We start from the raw sequence: 21,364 nt of genomic DNA on the forward strand, positions 1-21,364 counted from the left end.
AATTCAAATCTCAAGCGATGGAAAGAAGAGTTACAAGGAATAAACCGCGCTTGGTTGCCGTCGCTTCGGCTAAATCAACCACCAGACCCCGTAGCGCGCGAAAGTTCTTTTGTTTCTTTTCTTTCAAGAAAAGAAACGGGGGAGGATACATGTCCAAAGAGTTGATTCGCCTGCGGGATCTCTGCATGGCGTACGACGACGAGCTGGTTCTCGATCACTTAAACCTTTATATCAATGACAAGGAATTCCTCACACTGCTAGGGCCCAGCGGGTGCGGCAAGAGCACCTCGCTGCGGATTATCGGCGGCTTCACGGCACCACTGTCGGGAGACGTCCTCTTCGACGGTGTGAGGATTAACGATGTCCCGCCCTACAAGCGGCAGATCAACACGGTGTTTCAGAAGTACGCGCTTTTCCCTCATCTGAACGTCTTTGAAAACGTCGCTTTCGGCCTTCGGATGCAGCGAAGGCCGGACCCTTCGGACCCCAAGCGGAAGACGAAGCTCCCGGAGGAGGAAATCCGGCAGCGCGTCCTGGAGATGCTGGAGGCCGTGAGTTTGAAGGGCTTTGAAAACCGGCGGACGGACGCCCTTTCCGGCGGCCAGCAGCAGCGGGTGGCCATCGCCCGGGCGCTGGTAAACCGGCCCAAGGTGCTGCTTCTGGACGAACCCCTTGGGGCCCTCGATCTCAAGCTCCGCAAGGACATGCAGATCGAGCTCAAACGCATCCAGCAGCAGGTGGGCATCACCTTTATATATGTCACCCACGATCAGGAGGAAGCCCTGACCATGTCCGACACCATCGTGGTCATGGACAAGGGCACCATCCAGCAGATCGGCACCCCCGAGGATATTTACAACGAGCCGAAAAACGCCTTTGTGGCGGACTTCATCGGGGAATCCAACATCATCGACGGCGTCATGGTCCAAGACAGGCTGGTCCAGATGTACGGCCGCCAGTTCCCCTGCCTGGACGGGGGCTTTTCCGAAAACGAGCCGGTGGACGTGGTCATCCGGCCCGAGGACATCGACATCGTCCCCGTGGAGCAGGGGCAATTGACGGGCACCGTCACCAACGTCACCTTTAAGGGGATGCAGTATGACATCATTGTGGACTTCCGGGGCTTCAAGTGGCTGATTCAGACCACGGACCACTCCCCCGTGGGGGCCCGCATCGGCATCAAAATCGATCCCGACGGCATCCACGTCATGAAAAAAAGCCGGTACTCCGGCCTGTACGGCGACTACTCCTCCTTCTCCGACGAGTACGACGAGCTGGACACGGTGGAACCGGAGGAGGGCGGAGATGAAGCCTAAGCTCTCCCGATTCGCCATCCCCTATGTTATCTGGATGGCCCTTTTCGTGGTAGCCCCCATCGTGCTGGTGGTGGTCTACGCCTTTTCCAACGACCTGGGCGGCTTCACCCTGGAGAACTTCTCCAAGATGGGCACCTACGCCGTGGTCTTTGGCCGGTCCTTCAAGCTGGCCCTCATCGCCACGCTGATCTGCCTGGTTATCGGCTACCCGGTGAGCTATATGATGAGCCGGGAGGGCGAGCGCTTCCAGCGGGCGGCCATGGTGCTTATCATGCTGCCCATGTGGATCAACTTCCTGCTTCGGACCTACTCCTGGATGTCCATTCTGGAGAATAACGGGCTTTTGAACCAGGTCTTTCAAAAGACCGGCCTCCTCAGCCTGTACAACAGCCTCTTCGGCACCAGCCTGGAGTACTTCCCCATGATGAACACCCAGGGGGCGGTGGTGCTGGGCATGGTATACAACTACCTGCCCTTCATGATTCTGCCCATCTACTCCGTTATCGTCAAGCTGGACGGCTCCCTGGTAGAGGCCGCCCGGGACCTGGGGGCGGACGGCGTGAACGTGTTCCGCCGGGTCATTCTGCCCCTTTCCCTGCCGGGGGTTCTCTCCGGCATCACCATGGTCTTCGTCCCCTCCGTCTCCACCTTCGCCATCAGCAAGATGCTGGGCGGCGGGACGGATCTTCTGCTGGGGGACCTGATCGAGCAGCAGTTCCTGGGCGGGGCCTACAATCCCCAGCTGGGGGCCGCCATCTCCCTGGTGATGATGGTCATCGTCGTCGTCTGCATGGTGGTCATGAACCGCTTCGGCGAGGGCGAGGAACAGGCGGTGATCCTATGAAAAGACGAAACCGCCTGGGCAGCCGGGCCCTGATGGCCCTGGTCTTCCTGTTCCTCTACGCGCCCATTTTTCTGCTGATTGTCTTCTCCTTCAACAAAGGCAACAGCAACATCGTCTGGACCGGCTTTTCCCTGGACTGGTACAAATCCCTGTTCCAGAACCGGCTCATTATGCGCAGCGTGTACACCACGCTCCTGGTCTCCCTGCTGGCAACCGCCATCGCCACTGTGGCGGGGACCTTCGCCGCCATCGGCTTTTACAGCCTCCGGCGGCGGACCCGGACGGCGCTGAACACGGTCAACAGCATCCCTATGATGAACGCCGACATTGTGACGGGCGTGGCCATGTGCCTGTTTTTCGTCGCCTTTTTCACCTTCTGGGGCGACTTCTCCGTTTGGTTCAACAGCGTCCAGCGCGTGGTGGTCCTGCCGGAGCGGCTGACCCTGGGCTTCGGCACATTGCTCATTGCCCACGTCACCTTTAACATCCCCTATGTGATCCTCTCCGTGGGCCCCAAGCTCCGGCAGATGGACAAGAACCTGGTGGACGCCGCCCAGGACCTGGGCTGCACCTGGATGCAGGCGTTCTGGAAGGTGATCCTGCCGGAGATCAAGCCCGGCATCGCCTCCGGGGCCCTGACGGCCTTCACCATGAGCGTGGACGATTTCATCATCAGCTATTTCACCGCCGGGTCCTCCAGCTCCACCCTGGCCATGACCATCTACGGCATGACGAAAAAGCGGGTAACGCCGGAGATCAACGCCGTGTCCACCCTGCTCTTTGTGACGGTGCTGGCCCTGCTGGTGATTGTAAACCTCCGGGAGGCCCGGGCGGAGCGCAGCGGCGAGGAGCGCCGCCCCATCTCCCGGAAGCTGACCCAAATGCTGGACACTCCCAAGGGGCGGGTCTTCCGCCGGGGGGCGGCGGTGGTTCTGACCGCCTCCTTCCTCATCGCGGTTGTCCTCCTCACCGGAGCCACCAACGCCCAGCCGGTGGTGAACGTGTGCAGCTGGGGCGAGTATATTGACGAGGACCTCATCACCCAGTTTGAAGAGGAAACCGGCATCGCCGTCAACTACCAGACCGCCGAAAGCAACGAGGCCCTATACTCTCTTCTGAAAAGCGGAGCGGGGGACTATGACGTCATCGTCCCCTCCGACTACATGATCTCCCAGCTCATTGAGGAGGACATGCTGGCGGAGCTGGACTATAGCCGGATTCCCAACTACGGCCTGATTTCAGACCGCTTCAAGGGCCTGACCTATGACCCCCAGGAGCGCTACACCGTCCCCTACGCCTGGGGCACCGTGGGCATCATCTACAACACTTCCATGGTGGAGGAGCCCATCACCAGCTGGTCCGCCCTATTCGACGACCGCTATGCCGGAAACGTGCTGATGTTCCGCAATTCCCGGGACGCCATGGCCACGGCCCTGAGCTACCTGGGCTACTCCCTGAACACCACCGACGAGTCGGAGCTCCGGGAGGCGTTCCAGCTCCTCAAGGACGCCAAGAACCGGGGGGTATACCAGTCCTTCGTCATGGACGAGATCTTCCAAAAGCTGGAGGGCGGCAACGCCGCCATCGGCGTGTACTACGCCGGGGACTACCTCACCATGCTGGAAAACAACGAGGATCTGGCCTTCGTGGTTCCCGAGGAGGGCTCCAACTGGTTTATGGACGCCATGTGCGTGCTGAAAAACGCCCCCAACTATGAGGAGGCCATGGCGTGGATCAACTTCATCGCCTCCACCGAGGCGAACCTCGCCAACATGGACTACCTCTGGTACGCCTCTCCCAACCAGGAGGCGCTGGAGCAGTATCCCGCCTACTACGAGGAGCTCTACGGGGAGGAGCTGGGCCAGGAGGCCTATGACATCATCGCCGCGCCGCAGGAAGTGCTGGACCGCTGCGAGGCCTATCTGGTCCTGCCCCTGGAAACCCGGAAGCTCTACAACGACCTTTGGACGGAATTGGGTATTTAAGGAGGACTCCCCCATGATTTTGATCGGAACGAAATGCCGCCTAGAGCAGACCGTCACCCGGGAGCTCACCGCCGGGGCCATCGGCTCCGGGGCCCTGCCGGTGTTCGGCACGCCCTTTATGGCCGCCATGATGGAAAACGCCGCCATGACGGCTCTCCAGACCTTCCTGGAAGAGGGCCAGGGCAGCGTGGGCACCCATTTGGACATCAGCCACGACGCCCCTACTCCCGTGGGCATGAAGGTCTATGCCGAGGCGGAGATCACCGCCGTGTCGGAAAACGGCCGGATGGTGGACTTTCAGGTTTCCGCCTGGGACGAAAAGGGGCCCATCGGCAAGGGGGCCCACACCCGGGCCATCATTGGAAACGAGAAATTCCTGGCGAAGTGCAATGCCAAGCTGGACAAGTGAATCCATGGACTCTATGAAAGCGAGGCCCGGAGGAAATTCCTCCGGGCCTCGTTTTCTTTGTTTTAACCAGGGCTTACAGCACCAGGGACGGCGCGTTGTAAACGCGGCCCGCCAGCTCGCTGTTGAGCATGTACAGGCTCTTGGGATCGGAGCCGAAAAGCTCCATCTTGGAGATCAGGTCGTTGGCGTTGTCCTCCTCCTCGCCCTGCTCCTTGACAAACCAGTCCAGGAACTGCATGGTACGGAAGTCCTTCTCCTCATAGGCGGCGGCGTAGATGGTGTTGATGAGGCCGGTGACATAGATCTCATGCTCCAGCCCCGCCTTCAGCACAGTCATGTCGCTGTCCAGCACCTTGTCCGGCTGGGCAATGGCCCCCAGGGTGACTTTGGCGTTGTTGTTGTGGAGGTACTGGTAGAACAGCATGGCGTGATCCCGCTCCTCCTGGGCCTGAATCTTGTACCAGTTGGCGAAGCCGTCCAAGCCCCGGGCCTCGAAGTAATTGGAGAAGTCCAGGTACAGGTAGGCGGAGTAGAACTCCTTGTTGACCTGCTCGTTCAGCAGGGCGGCGACCTTTTCACTCAGCATAATTGTGGCTGCTCCCTTCTTTATATGTTTGAATCAAGCTGATTGTACACCCGTTCCGGCAAAAAGTCCATTGCAAAAGCACCCAAAAAAGCCGGGGATTTTGGTCAAAAACACAGCAGTCAGACCGGGCCGGTCAATTTCCCCCGAATATCAGGGCATAGGTCCGCCAGTCCAGGGCCAGAAACAGTCTGCCCACCAGCGGAAGCTCCTCCAAGGTGTCCGCCAATGCCGGAAGAAGGTTCATCGCAAGCAGGAACGCCAGCGCGGCCCAAACCACCGGAGCCGCCCAGCTTGGGCCGCGGGTTTCCTTGGGAGCCGCCGGTCCGGCAGGCGGCATCAGCACCGTTCGGAACAAAAAGCGCCCTTCCTCCCACTGACACCGGAAAAGACCGCCGTACTTCTCCGTCACCCGCTTCACGCTCTGGAGGCCCAGGCCGTGGCCCTCCCGCTTCGGGCTCTCCGGCAGTCCGTCCGGTCCAAAGGCCACCGGATAAGGCCAGGGGTTCTCCACCGAGATCAGCAGCCGCTGATTTTCCGTCAGCTCCAGCTCCACGCCGATCCGCCGCCGGTCCTCCGGCAGCTCCTGACAGGCGTGGACGGCGTTTTCCAGGGCGTTGGCCAGGATGACGCAGATATCCGTCTCCTCAAAGGGGAGCGTTTCCGGAACCCGGAGCTTCGTCTCCGCGGTGCAGCCTTCGTTGCCGGCCTGGACGATATAGGCCGTCAGCACCGCGTTGACGGCGGAGTTGGCGCAGCGGACCGGCTCCGCCAGCTCCTCCAGTCCGCCGCTGAGGGAACGGACATAGTTCAGCGCTCCCCCATTGTCCCCCTGCTGGAGCAGGCCCTCCACGGCGGCCAGATGGTGGCGCATGTCGTGGCGGTAAATGCGCCCCACCTCCATCTTCTGGCACAGGGCGTCGTAATCCTTCCGCTGGACCTCCATCAGACGGGTGTTTTCATACATCCGCATCTGCCGCCAGAGGGAGTGGAGAATGGAAATGTAGGTCAGGGGCATCAGCGCCAGCACCAGCAGCAAAAGCAGAAGGCCCCTCCAGCCGGGCATCGGATCATCCACGGGAATGGACACCATGACGAGCATCAGATAGTAAAGCAGTCCAATGAGGGAAAACAGCCACCAGCCCCGTTCCAGCTTCCGCTGAAGCTCCTGATAGGGGCGGCGCAGCTGTTTCCAGATAAACCACTCCGCCAGGGGGAAGAGGATCAGGCGGCCAGCAAACATCACCGCATACTCGCCTCCCACCAGCCGGTCCAGCAAGCTCGTCACCTGGATCAGCCAAATGCACATGGTATCCGACAGGCAAAAGAGGAAGAAGAACCTCCCATTCCGGTACTTGGAAATCCAGAAAAACAGGGCCATGCTGGGCAGTGAACAGGTGAAAAAGATGAGCGCAAAGGGAGGCACCCCCAGGACAGCCGCCGCCGCAAGGGTCACCACGCTCATCACGACCGCACCGGATACACAGATCGCAATCGTAGGCCGCCAGGGGCGGCGCGGCTCAAACAGCAAAAGAAACACAACCAGAACATGCGCCATCGCCCAGAGCTGGGAAATATCCCGCAAAGCCGTCACAGCCCTTCACCTCCCGAGGCATTCAGCCAGTAATCGCTCCACCGGCGCTTTGCCAGGGCGGCCAGCCCCCGGGCCAGGGGGACCCGGGCTCCGCCATCCATGCGGAGGTACCCCCGCTCCACCGCGGTGACGTAAAACAGGTTCACCGCAAAGCTGGCCCCGCTGAGGAAGAATCTCGGGTCCGCCAGCAGAGGCGCCGTCTCCTCCTGGAAGGGGCCGCGCACCGTCACGCTGTTCAGGCCGGTCCCGTCCGCCAGGTGGTAGCGCACCGCACGGCCCACCAGCTCGGCGTAGACAATTTCATCCAGCCGCAGCCGCTCCAGACCATCCTTCGTGCGGACCGTCACACAGGCGGCCCGCTGCTTTTCCAGCGCCGCCACAGCCTGGTCCAGCACCTGGAAGAGCTTGTCCGGCTGGGCCGGCTTCATGAGGTAGTAGAACGCCCGGGCCGCGTAAGAATCCACGGCGTACTCGGGCGAGATGGTCAGATAGATGATCGCCCCGCCGCTGTGCAGCTCCCGCAGCCGTACGCCCAGTTCGATGCCGCTGAGCTCCGGCATCACGATGTCCAGCACGTAAAGGTCAAAGCCGCCGCACTCCTCCGCCGCCGCCAGCAGGTCGCGGCCCGAGGAGAATACCGACATCTTTACCGCCAGGGAGGGCCTGGCGGCCGCGTATTCCCGCAAAAGCTTTCCAACCGCTTCCCGCTGCTCCGCCTCGTCGTCGCACAGCGCCAGTTTAATCATATAAGCCTCCGCCTCCCCCTGTGCAAATTCCGCGCAAAATCAAACCAAATTTACGCAAAGTATCAAATTCGAAGGGTTTCCTGCTACAATGAACATAGCACGCCCTCCCGGAATTTGTCAAGCTGTTTTGGAGAGGCTCGGAAAACGGGCCGCCGGGAAACGCCCCGCGGCTCCACCCACAATCCGGAAAGCACGCTTCCCTTCCAACCGCTGAAGAAAGGCAGGCCGCAGATGGAACCAAAGACCCATCTTCTGAGAGAACCGGCAAAGTCCCGGGCCCTCCGCAAGCCCATGACCGGCTATAACGTCTGGCCGGCACAGCGCTGCCCCGCCTTCACCGTGCGGACGGTGGGCCTGGCCTGCGGCAGCGGCTGCTGGTTCTGCCGGTACGCCAACTTCCACCTCCGGGAGCACATCTCCCTGGACGTGGGGGTCTGCTGCTGGCCCCGGGCGCAGTCCGACTGAGGGTCACTCGCTGAGCTTCAGCCGCCGCAGATTCTCCTTCAGCGTGCGGATGGTCTCCGTGATAATCTTCAGCTCCAGGTGGGAACAGTCCGATAAAATATGGGCCGCCTCCGTCTCGAAGACGGACCGGGAGGCGGGCAGGCTGTCGCATAGAATCTGATCCACCGTCACCTCCAGGGCGTTGGCCACGCTGACCAGGGTGGGAAGGCTGAGCTTTGTGGCCCCCCGCTCGATATGGGAGATATTGGACGGCTCCTGGCCGGACATTTCCGCCAGTGTCTGCTGGGTCAGCCCCCGCTCTTTGCGCAAACGGCGGATGCGCACGCCGATAGCCTGATAATCCAGCTCCATAAGCGCCCCCCTCTCAAAACAGCGTCCAAGCAATCCCGCTTGCTTTTTCTGCTTACTTTTTCCAGTAAAGTTATTGTATATCCGATTCGGATATGTTAAAATGCTTTTCATATCCGATTCGGATATACACTAAAGTTTTGCCGTCAGACACACGGATTGAGGTGCAAACATGGTCCAACGCTTTGAAAACAAAGGAAGCCGCGGCTTCTCCCTGGTGGAGACTTTGGCCGTGGTGGCAATCCTGGTGATCCTGCTGAGCCTCTCCGCCGTGGCGGCGGCCTACTACCGGGACTATCTCAAAATCACCGAGCTGGACAATGCCGCCCGGGATATCTACATGGCCGCGGAGAACCGGGCCGTGCTGCTGGGCGGCAGCGGCCAGCTGGAAAAGGCGCTGACAGGCGGCGGCGCGCAGACCCTGGCCGAGGGCGGGGAGCAGCAGGTTTTCGTCTATGTTGCAAAAGACACCGCCGCCGCCCTGGGGCTTCTGACCGGCGGGGCCATCGATCCCGCGCTTTTGAACGGGCAGTTCTACATTGTCTATGACACCGCCAGCGGGGCCGTCACCGACGTGTTCTATACGGAGGGGCCGGACATTCAAGATATTCATTACGCCCTCAGCATCGCCGGGAACCGGGATAAGCGGATGCGCCCCGACAGCGGCCCCATGCTGGGCTACTACGGCGGCGAGCAGGAGGCCAGAACTCCCTACACCCCCCTGCCCGCGCCGGAGGTCCTGGTGGAGGTTGAGAACGGGGACCTGCTGAAGGTACACGTCACCTTCCGCAGCCTGCTGGGCAGCGACCAGAAGAGCAATCCCTATCAATACGGCGAAATCCTCCACGGCACAAACGCGGGAGGCCTGGCGGGCGAGCTGTCCGGCAAAAGCGGGACCACTGCCATCTCGAAGAGCCTGGCGGCTTCCCTGATCAGCGGGACCATCGCCGGGGGCCTGGTGGGCAATGCCCAGCATACGGTAAACGTCGATACCTCTTACGCGGACTGCTACCTCAAGGGAGAAACCTATGCCGCCGGGCTCATCGGCAAGTGCAAGGACGGCGGAACCAGCAAGGGCTCCGCCTTGACAAACGTCTATGCCGCCGGGTTTATTGACTGCGCCGATATGGGATTCGGATCCAAGGCCGCCGGGCTGTTCAATGTCTCCGGAACCGTAAGCGGCGCCAACGTTTACACCGCCGTAAGCTATCTGACGCCGCCGGTATTGAGGAGCAATTCGAAACGGTTAAGGTGAGCGCCGACATGTCGCAAAGCCGCCGCATCCATCTGAAGGCGTGGCTGGACCCCGGAACCTCCGGCGATCCCACCTACGTCATGGAGGCGGAGCTCACCGCCGTCAATACGCCTGAGCTTGGATATCCCGAGGAGGCGGACCGGCTGCCAAAGGATGGCCCCACCACCGGGGACAATATCACCGTTCAATTCGAAAACCCGGAGATTGTCCCAACGGAGCAAACCGATCCGGCCGTAACCTGGCGGCTGGACTGGATTACCCGGGAAATCAAGAAGGAGGCGGCAGACGGATGAGCGAGAAGCTGCGAAACTCCCGGGGCGAGACCCTGGTGGAGGTGCTGGCCTCCGTACTGATCTGCGCGCTTTCCGTCATGCTGCTCCTGGGGGCCGTTTCAGCCTCCACCAGCATCGGCCTCCAGGCCCAGGCGGCGGACGAAGACTACTACACGGCTCTCTCCAAGGCGGAACGGCAGAGCAAGGTCCCCGGCGGCTCCTTGGAGACGGATATTTACAGCGGCCTGTCCGGCGGAACCGCAATAACCATCCTAAGCAAGGACGGTTCTGCCGTGACCATCCCCGCTGCCGCCGGCGAAAGTGAGCATGGGCTCCATTTCTACGGCACCCCGCGCCTGCTCTCCTACGCCCTAGACCCGCTGCCCGGATCGGATTCTTCCGGCCTTGCCATGACAGGAGGCGGCGGATGAAAAAGAAGCTGAAAAGCAGCGCCGGGTTCTCCCTGGTGGAAATGCTCTGCGCCGTGGCCGTCCTCATGCTGCTTTGCGTGATGGTGAACACGGGCCTCAGCGTGGCCATGAAGACCTACTTCGACCTCACGGCGGAGTCAGAAACCCAGCTTTTGCTGAACACTCTCACCGACGCCATCGCCGGGGAGTTGCGCTACGCCCACGAGACCAAAACCGCCGGGAACGGCGCGCTGGAATCCTACAACGGCGGCCGCGGGCTCACCTTGGAAAGCGGGCAGGTCTACGCCGGCGGCAAGGAGCTGCTGCCCAAGGAAAAAGACGGCCGTGGCGGCGCTTATAAAAACGGAGACTATCAGGTCGAAGCCATGGACATCACCTATGACCGGGACGCGGCCTGTTTCACCTTGCATCTGAAGGTCACCTGGAAGGACAGCGGCATCAGCGCCCAGACGCCGGAGGGCGGCGTGGTTATCCGCTGCCTGAACCCACCCGAGAAAGAAGGGACATCATGAAATACGTCAAACTCGGCGACCTGCTGGTCAACAGCGGCTGCATCACCCAGGCCCAGCTGGATGAGGCCCTGGCGCTCCAGGAGGACACCGGCCAGCGCCTGGGCTCCATCCTGCAAACCCACGGCTTCATCACCGAGCGGCAGCTCATTGACACGCTGATGAGCCAATTGGGCGTGGAGTTCATCGACCTGAACACCTACCCCATCCCGCCGGAAATGGCTCAGCTCCTGCCCAAGAGCGCGGCGAAAAAGCACATGGCCGTGCCGGTCCGGGCCACCCGGACGGACGTGCACCTGGCCATGGCGGACCCCCTGAACTTCGTGGCCATTGAGGAGGTCCGGGCCATCACCCGGCGGCGGGTCATTCCCCTCATCGCCGCCTCCGCCGCCGTGGAGCGGGCGGTCCAGAACCTCTACAGCAACCAGGGGGCCATGCAGGCCATCGAGGACATGCAGCGGGATCTCCTTGGCAGCCAGTACGGCGCCGCCGCCCCGGCCCAGCCCCAGAGCATGACCGTGGACGAGGACGAGGCGGACGCCGCCCCGGCCATCCGGCTGGTGAACTCCATCATCGACCGGGCCTGTACGGAAGGGGCCTCCGACATCCACATGGAGCCCGGCGAGGACAGCATGACCATCCGCATGCGCATCGACGGGGCCCTCCGGGCCATCATCCCGGTGCCCCGGGAGCTCCAGAGCTCCGTCATCTCCCGCTTAAAGATCATGGCCCGGATGGACATCGCCCAGAAGCTGATTCCCCAGGACGGACGGGCCAACGTCACCGTCCGCCAGGAGAGCCTGGACCTGCGTATCTCCACCCTGCCCACCATCCACGGCGAGAAGGTGGTCATCCGCCTCCTGCGGAAGACCCCGGAGCTTGCCACCCTGGAGGGCATCGGCCTGGAGGGGGACAACCGGGAGCGGTTCTGCCGGCTGGTGGACAACGCCACCGAGGGCGTCATCCTCATGGTGGGCCCCACGGGCTCCGGCAAGACCTCCACCCTGTACGCTATGATTGACCGCCTGAAAAGCGAGGAAGTAAACCTCGTGTCCCTGGAGGACCCGGTGGAATATCACATCGACGGCATCTGCCAGGTCCAGATCAACGACAAAACCGGCCTGACCTTCGCCAGCGTCCTCCGCTCCGTCCTCCGCCAGGACCCGGACATCATCGCCGTGGGCGAAATCCGGGACGGCGAGACCGCCGAGATCGCCATGCGGGCCGCCATGACTGGACATTTGGTCCTCTCCACCATCCACACCAACAACGCCGTCAGCTCCATCGACCGGCTGCTGGACATCGGCGTGGAGCCCTACCTCATCGCCGGGGCGGTGAAGGGCATCGTCTCCCAGCGGCTGCTGCGCAAGGTCTGCCCCCACTGCAAAAAGCCCTACGCCCCCTCGGCGGAGGAGCGGGAGGCCCTGGGCCTCCCCCCGGGAGAGTACACCTTCTACCGGGGCGCGGGCTGCGGCGAGTGCTTCGGCACCGGCTACCGGGGCCGGACCGGCGTCTTTGAGATTCTTCCCGTCAATCCCGCCATCCGGCGGGCCATCCACTCCCGCTCCCTCAAGGATTTGGAGGCGGCTATGGATCAGGCGGACTTTCACCCCATCATGGAAAACTGCCGCAAGCTGGTTTTGGACGGCGTGACCTCCAGCGAGGAGGTCCACCGGGTCCTGGGCGGCGGATAAAGAGGAGGAAAATCTATGAGTGTTAAAGAATACGTAGAAAAGGCCCGGAAGGACGGGGCCTCCGATATTCATCTGGTCCGGGGCCTGAACCCCCGCTACCGGGTGGACGGCGCCATCCGGGAGATGGAGGGCGCGCCCCTGACGTCGGACGACTGCCTGGTGGCCGCCCGGGAGCTGGCCGGGTCTGAAATCCGCCACGGGGAGGCCGTGGGCGAGCTGGACCTGGCGCTGACCATCGCCGGGGTCCGCTGCCGGGTGAACCTCTTCCGCCAGCAGGAGGCCTGGTCCGCCGCCATCCGGCTTTTGAACGACCACATTCCCGACTTGTCCGAGCTGGGCCTTCCCAAGGTGGTCGGCGAATTCCCCGCCTACAGCCAGGGGCTGGTGCTCATCACCGGCGAGACCGGCTCCGGCAAGTCCACCACCCTGGCGGCGGTGCTGAATCAAATCAACCGCAATGAGGCCAAGCATATCCTCACCCTGGAGGACCCCATCGAATACGTCTACACCCCGGAAAAGTGCGTTATCAACCAGCGGGAGATCGGCCGGGACACGGGGAGCTTCGCCACCGGCCTCCGGGCCGCTTTGCGGGAGGACCCGGACGTGATTCTCGTGGGCGAGATGCGGGACCTGGAGACCATCGAGACGGCGCTGACCGCCGCCGAGACGGGGCACCTGGTTTTCGGCACCGTCCACACCAACTCCGCCGCCGACTCCATTGACCGCATTGTGGACGTGTTCCCCGCCGAGCGGCAGCAGCAGATCCGCCTCCAGCTCTCCATGTCCTTAAAAGCCGTTCTCAGCCAGCAGCTCCTGCCCAAGGTGGGCGGGGGCCGGGTGCTGGCCTGTGAGGTGATGAAGACCGACGGAGCCATCCGGAACCTCATCCGGGAGGGCAAGACCCCCCAGATCGCAAACTCCATCCAGACCACCGGGTCCCTGGGGAACATCCTGATGGACAAGGCCCTGAACGCCCTCTACGCCGCCGGGACCATCAGCAAGGAGACCTTCGAGAGCGCCCTGAGAGACCCCGGCGTCAAAAACTCCGCTCCATTGCGTCCGGCTTCGCCGAACATCCATTCCGCTCCGTTTCCTCCGCCTCCTTCAAGGGGGAGCAGGCTCCCCCTTGAGTAACCCCCACCCCCGCGGGGGACGAGAGACGCGGGACGAAGGGAGATAATGTATGCCCACCTACAAATATGAGGGCGCTTACGCCAGCGGGGAAAAAGTCTCCGGCGTGGTGGAGGCCGTCAGCCGCACCGACGCCGTGAACCAGATCCGCCAGAGCTGCGAAATCGTCCTCTCCATCAAGGAGGTCCCCAAGTCCGCCGCCCGGGACCCCTGTCCAGGCTCCAGAAAATCAGCGCCAAAAGCCTGTCCCTCACCTGCCAGCAGTTCGCCATCATCTTAAAGGCGGGCCTGCCCCTGGTGCAGACGGTGGATTTGGTGGCGGAGCAGTGCCCGGACAAGAACCTCTCCGCCCTCCTCCGGCAGGTGTCCGAGGACGTGTCCAACGGCTGGTCCCTAAGCTACAGCCTGGAGCAGCGGGGGGCCAAGTCCCTGCCCGTCACCTTCCGGGAAACCGTCCGGGCCGGGGAGGAATCCGGCGATTTACAGGCGGCGTTCCAGAGAATGGCGGACTACTTCGAGAGGATGAACAAGACCCATGAGAGCGTGGTGTCCGCCCTGACCTATCCCATGTTCGTCATTCTGGTGGCGGTGGTGGTGGTGGCGATTATCATGCTTTACGCCGTGCCCACCTTTGTGGGGGTGTTCGAGGGCATGAGCATCGACCTGCCCTGGCCCACCAGGGTCCTCATTGCCATGAGCGGTTTCTTCCAGAAATATACCCTGGTTCTAGTGGCCCTCGCCGCCTTGGTGATCTTCGCCGTGCGGCTCTATGGGACCACGGCGAAGGGCGGGATTGCCCTGGCTAAGATGCAGCTTGGCATGCGCATTCGTATCCCGCTCCCCATGCGGTCCATAAGCGTGACCGCGGCCAGCCCGCCCAGGTAGCACAGCAGAAGCAGAATCGCCGCGGCTTGTCCCTTTGGAAAGCGCGCCCCTTCCCGGCGGCATTTCCGATTCAGCGGAACAAGCAGCGCCGCGCCTGCGGCCAAACCCATCAGAGCAGGAGGGACCGCCCGCCGGAACATATAGAAAATCAAACCGATAAAATCGTGCATAGAAACCTCCCCGCTGAGCAAAGCGCCTATCTCTCGAAATAGTAATTCAGGTATTGTTGCAGCATCTCCTCATAGCTGCCCGTATCAGGAATACGGGCGCTTTCTTCCGGCCAACCGCCGGGAGCGAGGAGCTTTTCTGCAATATCTGTCAAAGGACCGCAGAATCGGTAAACGGCGGAATCGTCTTTTCCATCGCCCAATTCATCAAAGGAAACCAGTTTTCCGTCATGGTCCAAAGTAATGGACGCCAGGTTATTCAAGGATTCATATGTATAAACCGGATTGTCCAGGTCGTCGAGCCCGCTTCCGAGATCATAGAAAAAGCATTTCACGAAATTGACAACATACACGGTATTGCCCTCGTCTGTTGAGTATTTGCCAAACACGCTGGCGGAGGGCAGAATCAGGTCCAGGTCATCGTCGGAAGTGAAATACTCCGGCGTTTCATTACGGTTGAACTGACTGACAGCGGCTTCATATAGACTGGCATCCTTACCTGTAAGCCCGAACGCCTCCGCCTCGGGGATGGGGAACTGCTCCCAGGGAATGATTTCACCATCCAGCCGTATTTTCTCCGACCTTGGGGACTGCGGTGCCCCCTCGTCCACTGCAATCTCCAAAGTCTCCGGCGCTTCGCTGTTGATAGAGCTAATCTCCACCGTCAGATGCCGGCTGTCCTTCCATGTGAGGCCGCTGATATACTCGGATTCCGACAGGTCCAGCTTTTTCAGCAGATTGCCGTCATAGCCGTATATCTCGGACCAGATGCTATAAGCCGCTGTGGAGATGTCATCGTCTCTCCAGGACAGGTTAGCCCCTTCAATATCCTTCACAAATGCCTCTGTCTCCGTGTCAAAGATTCCATAATAACCCGCATCGGGGCCGATGTGTCCTTCCACTACAATGATGCTGCCCACCGGGGTCTCCGCCATGATCGAATTGATCATGGGGTCCCGCTCCTGTAAATCGTAGTCCTTGCCGTTGTAAGTAAAAATCACGCCGGAGGCGGGTTCCCCGGTGGTTTCCACAGGCGGTTCCTCCGGTGGATCAGTCGGGGCAGTTGGCGAATCTGCGCCGCAGGCGGTAAGAAGCAAGCAGAGAATCATAATCAGCCATGTTTTTCTGATGAAGTTCATAGGGCGTCTCCTTATAGCAAAAAGCAAGCATAAATCCCATGGTGAGATTCAATTCCGGGCAGGAATCATGTCCCACCATGGGATCACTTTTTCAGTCTTTGATTTCTGTTAAGCTCTGTTTTCTTATATGCGTGTATCAAAGGATGCGGTGGATTCCGCCGCAGGGACTTCCGCTGCGGCTTTCATCTCCGCGCGGGCCTCCCGGTACGCCTGCAAGTATACGGATGCCGTTTCACTGTAATATTTGTGCTCTTCCTTGGTCTGAATGTCCATCCATCCGTTATTACTGCTATAAAACGCAATGGATTCTCCATTGGGAGCGAACACCTCAGCAGCCTGATGAACTCCGCTGATTTTGAGGTTCGCGGAGCCGCCCCCGGACAGTTTATCCAGCATGATCTCCAACGCCTGGAGCAGAGGATGGGGTTCCTTTAACGCCGCCTGAATTGCGGACATTACCTCTGCCTTTGGCCCGGAGCGGTCAGGGGATACGCACTGTTTCATGTGTGCAAGCCGCATTTGGTTAAATTCCGGCGACATATAGACACCTCGCTGGGCATCTTCCTTTGCGTGCTTCTTGATTTGCTCCACAAAGCCGTCGGTCATAGCACTTTCGGCGGTCCTTTTTCCCGCCTTTTGGGTCTTGGCGCTCTGCCCCCATTTTACCGGGGTGCTGGTACTGTTTGACAATGGGCTGACCATACTGTTCCCTCCTGATTACACACGCGTGTCAAAGGTCGTATCGCCGACGGGTTCCGGCGCGGGACTTTTCGATGCGGCGTTAATTTCCTCTCGGGCTTCCCGAAATGCATCGTGGTAGATTTGATCTGCCTGATGCAAAAACTGATATTCAGCCTCCGTAGAAATCTCCGTCCAGCCGCCGTTGCTGTTATAACCGGCAATCATTTCCCCATTGGGAGCATAGATTTCGGCGGTATCCACCAACCCTCCGATCCACGCCTTCATGGAATACTTTCCAAGCATCATGGAGAGAAGGTCGGGGCTCCCCTTCCCCCTGGCCGCACTGTTTATTGCCATGTTTGCCCGGAAAATCGCATCCTGCCGGTCCGGAGACACACGCTGCTGCTTATGCGCGTTGATCATCTGGATGTAGTCCTTCTGCATATAGACATTTACCTGGGCGTCTTTTTTTGCGTGTTCCTTGATCTGTGCCACCACATCGTCCGACAAAGCGGCCTGGGCCTCCTTTTGGGCGGCCTTTTTCACTGCCGGAGATTTTTCAAACTTCGCCTGGTCCCGCGCGATAACACTGCTCACATAACCGCGGAAATAGTTTTGAATTTGCATAATGAGTTACCCCTTTCACTATAGAGTTTTCTGTTTAGTATCCATGGCCCACGCATTCATATCCGTAATTCCTCTCCCTCCGCCGCACGGCGCTCCAGTCGGCGCAGCCAGAGAAAATGTCCCGCAATCAGCGCCACCGTCAGGACCAGGGCCGTCGTATCTGCGGCTTTCCCCGACAGGCCCAGTCCCTTCTCGACCAGCAGATAGGACGCCAGCAGCATCTGAGGGAAAGGCGTGATTCCATAAACCAGCACGGCGAAGAGGATCGGCCTGCCTACAAGGAACAGCGCGGCAAGCAGCACCCCGCAGGTACCCCAGTACCATTTCAGCTCCCAAAGCAGCCTCCGCCCGCCGTAGAAGTACACCAGCGCGTCCAGCGCCGCCAGGCTCAAAAGCCACAGCGCCGTCAGAACTGCGGTCCTGCCGGGATAGTAGACCGTGCAGAGGCTGTGTGTCACGATATCCACGCTTGCGCAGAGCTGAAGGACGATCCAGACCGGCAGCACCGCGATAGTGAGGCGTTTTCCGGTTCTTTCAGTCATGGCTGCTTCTCCTTTCCCCCAGCGGGCCGGGCCTACGAATCAATGGAATCAATGATCTTTTTAAATTCTTCCACCGTGAGATTGCCACATATCGTTTCAAAGATCAATCCGTCGGACCAGGTTGTGGTAATGGTGTCATTGTTGGACAGTATGTAAACCGTTTTCGTGCCGCTAGTATACTGTTCGACAGGGGTTTTATCCTTTTCAAATATAAATGATTCCACATCTTCTGACGAATGATAGCGATGTATCCTTATGCTGAAAAAACGTTCTCCGGCATCTTGAAACATCGTGTTCACAATGTCGCTCCGACTCGTGCGGATAATCTCCGGCTCAGACGCCTCAAACCCCTCCGGGTACCAGGTTGGAACAAACTCCCCTGAAATTCCGCACTCATCAAGAGCGGCCTGTAACAAGCCGGCGTACTCGTCACTGGGAGCCTCCTTTTCCCCGTCGAGATAAATGGAGTCAATGATTCTTTTCATCTCCTCTTCCGTGACGGTTCCTCCGATGATGCACTCAATCCCGTCCTGTATCCAGGCCGCCTTACGCCAGTTATGATCGGTCAGGAGATAGTGCCGGACGCCTCCACTCTCATAGAGAACAGGGGAATTGCCGTCCTTTTCAATGACTGTCCCAGGAATACCCTCTCCGTATTTTGCATAGCTGATGCCTAAAAAATCCTTTTGGTCCGTCTCCACCCAGGCATAAATAGACTTCTGACCCGGCATGACGGTGCCGGTCACTTCCAGCTCCCCGAACTGCTCCGGGAACCATTTTGGGGCGGCAATATCCAGCTGAAATTCCTCCAGCGCCTCCTCAATAGAGCGGTAGTGCAGCTTCTCTTCCCCTGAAGCCAATGCAGGGTCCCCTCCGTTTCCGGTGTAGATCAACTCGATCATCCGTTTCCTGTCTATATCGGAATAGATGGAGCCAATGATTCGTTCCATTTCCTCCACTGTGATTGGAGCGCAAATAATACACAGTATATTGTCTACAGTCCATGCCGCCCTGCAGTCGCCATGATCAGTTACAATATAGTGCCGCATACCGTTGGTTTCATAGACAATAGTCTCATTTTTATCCTTTTCAACGACAACAGCGGGGCCGTCTTCCCCAAATTCGGAGTATTCGACTGTCAGAAATTGTTCCCCTTCCCCAGAACTGGCAAAAATCAGCATCCCAGAAGGCATCACAGAGCCTGTAACCTCAAGCTCCCCAAACCGCTCCGGAAACCAATGGGGGACCAAGGGAAGGTTTATCCGAAACGCTTCCAGCGCCTCGTCGAGAGTCGAAAACTCCGCAGTCTCTCCTTCCGCAAAGGGGTAGTTCCGGTCCTTCTCCTGATAGCCCGCCTTGTCCGCCGAGCCGGTGAATGTAAACTGCTCATCCGTCCACCGGCCGAAAAAGCCGAAGATGTCCATGCCAAAAGCCTGAACCGTCACCATGGAGGCCAGCACCGCAATCACCGCCGCTACGGCCCAAAACGCCCGGCGGGACATACGGTTTTGACGCCTTCCCCGGCTCTGAGGCTCCAGGAACGCCGCGTATTTCTCGTGGAAGTCCGCCAGGGACCTTTCCGGGTCGAAGCCGCCAGGCAGAGGGTCCACCCGCTCCAGCTCTTCCAGGAATCCATCCAGGGTCCCGCTTTCCAGCTCTTCGGCGTCCGCCGTTTCAAGCCAGTCGAAAAAGTCGTCCTCCAATTGGCGGACCTCCTCACGGTTTCGATCATCGTGAAGCATTCGGATCACCTCCTATCCCTCTAATTGTCTCAGAGGGGCCTTTTGTTTCCAGCCCCGAAAAATTTTCTTGATTTTCCAGGAGCCTGCGGCATCGGTTCTTCGCCCGGAAGACCCGTACCCTGCACCGCTCCACGGGAATGCCCAGCCGTTTGGACAATTCCTCATAGCCCACTTGCTCATCGTAATAGGCAATCAGGATTTCCCGGTCCCTTTCCTCCAGCTCCGGCGGAAGCGTGTCCCGCAGGGAGGTAAAATACGCGTCTTCCCTTCCCTCGTCCGGCACTTCCCCATAAGACAGGGTCTTCCTTCTCCGGCGCTGCCGCAGGGCGTCCCCGATCAGGTTCCGCAGTGTGACGAACAGATAGCCGCCAGGAGAGCGGCGGTCTTCCTGTAGCGTCGGGGCCTTCGTCAAAAAGAGCAGAAACGCCTCCTGGGTGAGGTCCTCCGCTTCCTCTATAGAAAAGCCCGCACGCATGGCTATCGCCACCATTTTCGGCGAATATTGCAGATACAAGCTGTCAATGCTGTTCGGCTTGACAAAACGGCAGATCGTATGCTTCGGCGCGGCGCTCCTGATGGGTTTGCCGCTCTTTTTTATGCTCCGGGGCAGCATCCCCACCAGCGCCGCCGCCCTGGTGATGATCTTCGCCATGCTCCCCGGCCTGCTGTTCGGACTGTACGAGAAGCACGGCCAGCCGTTGGAGGTGGTGATCGGGCAGATCGTCCGAAACCGCTTCACCATGCCAAAGGTGCGGCCCTATCAGACCAATAACCTTTACGCCGTGTTGGAGCGGCAGCGTCAAATGGAAACGGAGGTGAAAGCGGTTGTCCAGAAAGCAAAACGGCGGCAGGCCGGTAAAGCTGTCCCGCGCCGAAAAGCGGGAAATTCAGGCCATCATCCGCAGGTATAAGGGCGACGGCAAGCCCCATACCGCCCAGGAGAGCATCCCCTACGAGGTCATGTATCAGGACGGCGTTTGCAGGCTGAACCTGCGTTCCTACTCCAAGTGCATTGAATTTTCCGATACCAATTACCAGCTTCCTTACCCATTCTGAAAACCTCTCTATTCAGATTTGACAGTATCATATCACAGTTGGAGGCAGATTGCCAGTATAAACCGGGGCGCGGGAGCCGAAATGTTGGCCCCTGCGCCCCGGTTTTTTGCGTTCATTTTCTACGCATTTAGAACGCCGTTTCAGCAGGTATTTGATAAATCATTCAGCTACCCCAACTACCGGCCCCCGGAAGCCCTGAAAACAGCGGGCTTTTACCCCTCTAAATGCGTAGGCCGATGGTATCTTTTCCTCTGCCGTTCGGCCTCCTTTCGACGGCGCATTTTCTTGGCGCAGGCGGGGCAGTATTTCGCCCGATTGGACTTCGGCGTGAAGCTGGCCCCGCACTCACAGCACCGTTTCAAATGGTCGTGGCCCTTTGTGATCTCGGCGCACAGAACCGCGTCCAGCGGGAGGACAGCCGCCCGGAACCAGCGGCACAGCAGGGAGTAGGAAATGCTCTGCACACAGATACATTCCTCCCCGTCGTCCAGCAGGAGGCAGTTGCCGCCCACATTGTTGCAGCACTCCCGCGTCAGCCTCCGGGCCTTGCGGTACTGCGGATAGTTCATCTTTGGTATGCTCACAGCTCTTGCTTCCTTGTTGGAAACATATTTCCGGCAGTTCACCATATCTGCGGCACAGAAAATGATGTGATTATGGACATGGCCCTTGTCGATGTGCGTTGTCAGCACATAGGGGTACTTGCCCTGCAAAACCTCGTCGGCTAGCCGCTTCCCAATCTCGTGGGCCTGCTCCGGCGTGGCCTCGCCGGGAGCAAAGGACTGTATCAGGTGGTGCGCCAGATTGTTGCCTTTTTGGATGGCCTGGGCAAGCAGCATTTCAAATTCTATGTCCGCCGTTTCATAGGAGCAACCAAAGGAGGACACCAGCATTTTGTCCTCGGTTTTCTCCGGGTTCTCGATGTAGTCAAGAGCCTTTTTCA

At 59.7% G+C, this 21,364-nt stretch carries 25 protein-coding genes and 1 pseudogene; 15 read left to right on the forward strand and 11 right to left on the reverse strand.

Features of this window, described 5'->3' with window-relative positions:
• Positions 1 to 149: 149 nt before the first annotated feature.
• From Q1M04_RS08075 to Q1M04_RS08090, 4 genes are read left to right on the forward strand one after another with little or no spacing between them, the layout of a single operon-like run.
• A complete protein-coding gene (locus Q1M04_RS08075) occupies positions 150 to 1,316 on the forward strand; it encodes an ABC transporter ATP-binding protein (protein ID WP_297999477.1) in 1,167 nt (388 codons plus the stop codon).
• Positions 1,306 to 2,160, forward strand: coding sequence for an ABC transporter permease (locus tag Q1M04_RS08080; protein WP_295756482.1), 855 nt, complete (start codon positions 1,306 to 1,308; stop codon positions 2,158 to 2,160). The genes Q1M04_RS08075 and Q1M04_RS08080 overlap by 11 nt, the downstream gene beginning before the upstream one ends.
• Positions 2,157 to 4,145 (forward strand): extracellular solute-binding protein, encoded by a 1,989-nt coding sequence (locus tag Q1M04_RS08085; RefSeq protein WP_297999475.1) that lies wholly within the window; start codon positions 2,157 to 2,159, stop codon positions 4,143 to 4,145. The genes Q1M04_RS08080 and Q1M04_RS08085 overlap by 4 nt, the downstream gene beginning before the upstream one ends.
• 13 nt (positions 4,146 to 4,158) lie before the next feature.
• Positions 4,159 to 4,554 (forward strand): thioesterase family protein, encoded by a 396-nt coding sequence (locus Q1M04_RS08090; protein WP_204789991.1) that lies wholly within the window; start codon positions 4,159 to 4,161, stop codon positions 4,552 to 4,554.
• Positions 4,555 to 4,627: 73 nt separating this feature from the next.
• Here the strand turns inward: Q1M04_RS08090 and Q1M04_RS08095 are convergent, their stop codons facing one another.
• The 3 genes from Q1M04_RS08095 to Q1M04_RS08105 form a co-directional block, all read right to left on the reverse strand.
• Positions 4,628 to 5,140: a ferritin gene (locus tag Q1M04_RS08095; RefSeq protein ID WP_204789992.1), complete on the reverse strand. Its 513-nt coding sequence runs from the start codon at positions 5,138 to 5,140 to the stop codon at positions 4,628 to 4,630.
• Between the two features lie 133 nt (positions 5,141 to 5,273).
• Positions 5,274 to 6,731: a sensor histidine kinase gene (locus tag Q1M04_RS08100; RefSeq protein WP_297999472.1), complete on the reverse strand. Its 1,458-nt coding sequence runs from the start codon at positions 6,729 to 6,731 to the stop codon at positions 5,274 to 5,276.
• Positions 6,728 to 7,477 carry a LytTR family DNA-binding domain-containing protein gene (locus Q1M04_RS08105; protein WP_293279138.1) on the reverse strand — a complete coding sequence of 250 codons (750 nt, stop codon included), beginning with the start codon at positions 7,475 to 7,477 and terminating at the stop codon, positions 6,728 to 6,730. The genes Q1M04_RS08100 and Q1M04_RS08105 overlap by 4 nt, the downstream gene beginning before the upstream one ends.
• A 231-nt stretch (positions 7,478 to 7,708) precedes the next feature.
• Between Q1M04_RS08105 and Q1M04_RS08110 the strand changes: the two genes are divergently transcribed.
• A complete protein-coding gene (locus Q1M04_RS08110; RefSeq protein WP_297300910.1) occupies positions 7,709 to 7,942 on the forward strand; it encodes a hypothetical protein in 234 nt (77 codons plus the stop codon).
• A gap of 3 nt (positions 7,943 to 7,945) precedes the next feature.
• Here Q1M04_RS08110 and Q1M04_RS08115 read toward each other — a convergent pair whose 3' ends face one another.
• Entirely contained in the window at positions 7,946 to 8,293 is a 348-nt protein-coding gene (locus Q1M04_RS08115; RefSeq protein ID WP_204789995.1) for a helix-turn-helix domain-containing protein, read from the reverse strand.
• Positions 8,294 to 8,462: 169 nt separating this feature from the next.
• Here Q1M04_RS08115 and Q1M04_RS08120 point away from each other — a divergent pair, with 169 nt between their 5' ends.
• The 8 genes from Q1M04_RS08120 to Q1M04_RS08155 are packed head-to-tail and all read left to right on the forward strand — an operon-like array spanning position 8,463 to position 14,467.
• Complete coding sequence (locus Q1M04_RS08120; RefSeq protein WP_297999469.1) at positions 8,463 to 9,545, forward strand: type II secretion system protein; 1,083 nt, start codon at positions 8,463 to 8,465, stop codon at positions 9,543 to 9,545.
• 8 nt (positions 9,546 to 9,553) lie between these two features.
• Complete coding sequence (locus tag Q1M04_RS08125; protein WP_297999467.1) at positions 9,554 to 9,838, forward strand: hypothetical protein; 285 nt, start codon at positions 9,554 to 9,556, stop codon at positions 9,836 to 9,838.
• Complete coding sequence (locus Q1M04_RS08130; protein WP_297999466.1) at positions 9,835 to 10,248, forward strand: hypothetical protein; 414 nt, start codon at positions 9,835 to 9,837, stop codon at positions 10,246 to 10,248. The genes Q1M04_RS08125 and Q1M04_RS08130 overlap by 4 nt, the downstream gene beginning before the upstream one ends.
• Positions 10,245 to 10,760: a prepilin-type N-terminal cleavage/methylation domain-containing protein gene (locus Q1M04_RS08135; RefSeq protein WP_297999464.1), complete on the forward strand. Its 516-nt coding sequence runs from the start codon at positions 10,245 to 10,247 to the stop codon at positions 10,758 to 10,760. Before Q1M04_RS08130 ends, Q1M04_RS08135 begins: the two co-directional genes overlap by 4 nt.
• Positions 10,757 to 12,451, forward strand: a complete 1,695-nt coding sequence (locus Q1M04_RS08140; RefSeq protein ID WP_297999462.1) for a GspE/PulE family protein — start codon at positions 10,757 to 10,759, stop codon at positions 12,449 to 12,451. The genes Q1M04_RS08135 and Q1M04_RS08140 overlap by 4 nt, the downstream gene beginning before the upstream one ends.
• A gap of 15 nt (positions 12,452 to 12,466) precedes the next feature.
• The gene (locus Q1M04_RS08145) at positions 12,467 to 13,585 is read left to right on the forward strand and encodes a type IV pilus twitching motility protein PilT (protein ID WP_300345713.1); all 1,119 of its coding nucleotides are present in this window, start codon (positions 12,467 to 12,469) and stop codon (positions 13,583 to 13,585) included.
• Positions 13,586 to 13,634: 49 nt separating this feature from the next.
• A complete protein-coding gene (locus Q1M04_RS08150; RefSeq protein WP_300345715.1) occupies positions 13,635 to 13,862 on the forward strand; it encodes a hypothetical protein in 228 nt (75 codons plus the stop codon).
• Between the two features lie 17 nt (positions 13,863 to 13,879).
• A complete protein-coding gene (locus tag Q1M04_RS08155; protein ID WP_300345717.1) occupies positions 13,880 to 14,467 on the forward strand; it encodes a type II secretion system F family protein in 588 nt (195 codons plus the stop codon).
• Positions 14,468 to 14,663: 196 nt separating this feature from the next.
• Here the strand turns inward: Q1M04_RS08155 and Q1M04_RS08160 are convergent, their stop codons facing one another.
• From Q1M04_RS08160 to Q1M04_RS08185, 6 genes are all read right to left on the reverse strand, one after another.
• The gene (locus Q1M04_RS08160) at positions 14,664 to 15,773 is read right to left on the reverse strand and encodes a hypothetical protein (protein WP_300345719.1); all 1,110 of its coding nucleotides are present in this window, start codon (positions 15,771 to 15,773) and stop codon (positions 14,664 to 14,666) included.
• Between the two features lie 123 nt (positions 15,774 to 15,896).
• Positions 15,897 to 16,475, reverse strand: a complete 579-nt coding sequence (locus tag Q1M04_RS08165) for a hypothetical protein (protein ID WP_300345720.1) — start codon at positions 16,473 to 16,475, stop codon at positions 15,897 to 15,899.
• 15 nt (positions 16,476 to 16,490) lie between these two features.
• Positions 16,491 to 17,081 carry a hypothetical protein gene (locus tag Q1M04_RS08170; protein ID WP_300345722.1) on the reverse strand — a complete coding sequence of 197 codons (591 nt, stop codon included), beginning with the start codon at positions 17,079 to 17,081 and terminating at the stop codon, positions 16,491 to 16,493.
• A gap of 56 nt (positions 17,082 to 17,137) precedes the next feature.
• On the reverse strand, positions 17,138 to 17,623 hold the full coding sequence (locus tag Q1M04_RS08175) for a hypothetical protein (protein WP_300345724.1): 486 nt from the start codon (positions 17,621 to 17,623) through the stop codon (positions 17,138 to 17,140).
• A 32-nt stretch (positions 17,624 to 17,655) separates the two neighbouring features.
• Complete coding sequence (locus Q1M04_RS08180) at positions 17,656 to 19,365, reverse strand: DUF4367 domain-containing protein (RefSeq protein ID WP_300447206.1); 1,710 nt, start codon at positions 19,363 to 19,365, stop codon at positions 17,656 to 17,658.
• A complete protein-coding gene (locus tag Q1M04_RS08185; RefSeq protein ID WP_300345728.1) occupies positions 19,352 to 20,017 on the reverse strand; it encodes an RNA polymerase sigma factor in 666 nt (221 codons plus the stop codon). Before Q1M04_RS08185 ends, Q1M04_RS08180 begins: the two co-directional genes overlap by 14 nt.
• Here Q1M04_RS08185 and Q1M04_RS08190 point away from each other — a divergent pair.
• Both Q1M04_RS08190 and Q1M04_RS08195 read left to right on the forward strand, forming a co-directional pair.
• Positions 19,899 to 20,276 carry a PrgI family protein gene (locus tag Q1M04_RS08190; RefSeq protein ID WP_300345730.1) on the forward strand — a complete coding sequence of 126 codons (378 nt, stop codon included), beginning with the start codon at positions 19,899 to 19,901 and terminating at the stop codon, positions 20,274 to 20,276. The genes Q1M04_RS08185 and Q1M04_RS08190 overlap by 119 nt on opposite strands.
• Positions 20,191 to 20,406, forward strand: a pseudogene (locus Q1M04_RS08195) (hypothetical protein); the annotation flags it as partial. The gene Q1M04_RS08190 and the pseudogene Q1M04_RS08195, both read left to right, overlap by 86 nt.
• 227 nt (positions 20,407 to 20,633) lie before the next feature.
• Here the strand turns inward: Q1M04_RS08195 and Q1M04_RS08200 are convergent.
• Positions 20,634 to 21,314, reverse strand: a complete 681-nt coding sequence (locus tag Q1M04_RS08200; protein WP_300447211.1) for a relaxase/mobilization nuclease domain-containing protein — start codon at positions 21,312 to 21,314, stop codon at positions 20,634 to 20,636.
• Between the last annotated feature and the right edge of the window lie 50 nt (positions 21,315 to 21,364).

Source organism: uncultured Oscillibacter sp. (assembly GCF_950073225.1).
Lineage (GTDB): Bacteria > Bacillota > Clostridia > Oscillospirales > Oscillospiraceae > Oscillibacter.

What these genes read in the sequence shown, in the direction of transcription:
- Q1M04_RS08115 (WP_204789995.1), bottom strand. Translation starts at nt 8,293, where the DNA reads ATGGAGCTGGATTATCAGGCTATCGGCGTGCGCATCCGCCGTTTGCGC.
- Q1M04_RS08185 (WP_300345728.1), bottom strand. Translation starts at nt 20,017, where the DNA reads ATGGCGAAGATCATCACCAGGGCGGCGGCGCTGGTGGGGATGCTGCCC.
- Q1M04_RS08110 (WP_297300910.1), top strand. Translation starts at nt 7,709, where the DNA reads ATGGAACCAAAGACCCATCTTCTGAGAGAACCGGCAAAGTCCCGGGCC.
- Q1M04_RS08160 (WP_300345719.1), bottom strand. Translation starts at nt 15,773, where the DNA reads ATGAACTTCATCAGAAAAACATGGCTGATTATGATTCTCTGCTTGCTT.
- Q1M04_RS08130 (WP_297999466.1), top strand. Translation starts at nt 9,835, where the DNA reads ATGAGCGAGAAGCTGCGAAACTCCCGGGGCGAGACCCTGGTGGAGGTG.
- Q1M04_RS08075 (WP_297999477.1), top strand. Translation starts at nt 150, where the DNA reads ATGTCCAAAGAGTTGATTCGCCTGCGGGATCTCTGCATGGCGTACGAC.
- Q1M04_RS08140 (WP_297999462.1), top strand. Translation starts at nt 10,757, where the DNA reads ATGAAATACGTCAAACTCGGCGACCTGCTGGTCAACAGCGGCTGCATC.
- Q1M04_RS08165 (WP_300345720.1), bottom strand. Translation starts at nt 16,475, where the DNA reads ATGGTCAGCCCATTGTCAAACAGTACCAGCACCCCGGTAAAATGGGGG.
- Q1M04_RS08090 (WP_204789991.1), top strand. Translation starts at nt 4,159, where the DNA reads ATGATTTTGATCGGAACGAAATGCCGCCTAGAGCAGACCGTCACCCGG.
- Q1M04_RS08200 (WP_300447211.1), bottom strand. Translation starts at nt 21,314, where the DNA reads ATGCTGGTGTCCTCCTTTGGTTGCTCCTATGAAACGGCGGACATAGAA.
- Q1M04_RS08180 (WP_300447206.1), bottom strand. Translation starts at nt 19,365, where the DNA reads ATGCTTCACGATGATCGAAACCGTGAGGAGGTCCGCCAATTGGAGGAC.
- Q1M04_RS08085 (WP_297999475.1), top strand. Translation starts at nt 2,157, where the DNA reads ATGAAAAGACGAAACCGCCTGGGCAGCCGGGCCCTGATGGCCCTGGTC.
- Q1M04_RS08135 (WP_297999464.1), top strand. Translation starts at nt 10,245, where the DNA reads ATGAAAAAGAAGCTGAAAAGCAGCGCCGGGTTCTCCCTGGTGGAAATG.
- Q1M04_RS08105 (WP_293279138.1), bottom strand. Translation starts at nt 7,477, where the DNA reads ATGATTAAACTGGCGCTGTGCGACGACGAGGCGGAGCAGCGGGAAGCG.
- Q1M04_RS08125 (WP_297999467.1), top strand. Translation starts at nt 9,554, where the DNA reads ATGTCGCAAAGCCGCCGCATCCATCTGAAGGCGTGGCTGGACCCCGGA.
- Q1M04_RS08170 (WP_300345722.1), bottom strand. Translation starts at nt 17,081, where the DNA reads ATGCAAATTCAAAACTATTTCCGCGGTTATGTGAGCAGTGTTATCGCG.
- Q1M04_RS08150 (WP_300345715.1), top strand. Translation starts at nt 13,635, where the DNA reads ATGCCCACCTACAAATATGAGGGCGCTTACGCCAGCGGGGAAAAAGTC.
- Q1M04_RS08120 (WP_297999469.1), top strand. Translation starts at nt 8,463, where the DNA reads ATGGTCCAACGCTTTGAAAACAAAGGAAGCCGCGGCTTCTCCCTGGTG.
- Q1M04_RS08175 (WP_300345724.1), bottom strand. Translation starts at nt 17,623, where the DNA reads ATGACTGAAAGAACCGGAAAACGCCTCACTATCGCGGTGCTGCCGGTC.
- Q1M04_RS08080 (WP_295756482.1), top strand. Translation starts at nt 1,306, where the DNA reads ATGAAGCCTAAGCTCTCCCGATTCGCCATCCCCTATGTTATCTGGATG.
- Q1M04_RS08095 (WP_204789992.1), bottom strand. Translation starts at nt 5,140, where the DNA reads ATGCTGAGTGAAAAGGTCGCCGCCCTGCTGAACGAGCAGGTCAACAAG.
- Q1M04_RS08145 (WP_300345713.1), top strand. Translation starts at nt 12,467, where the DNA reads ATGAGTGTTAAAGAATACGTAGAAAAGGCCCGGAAGGACGGGGCCTCC.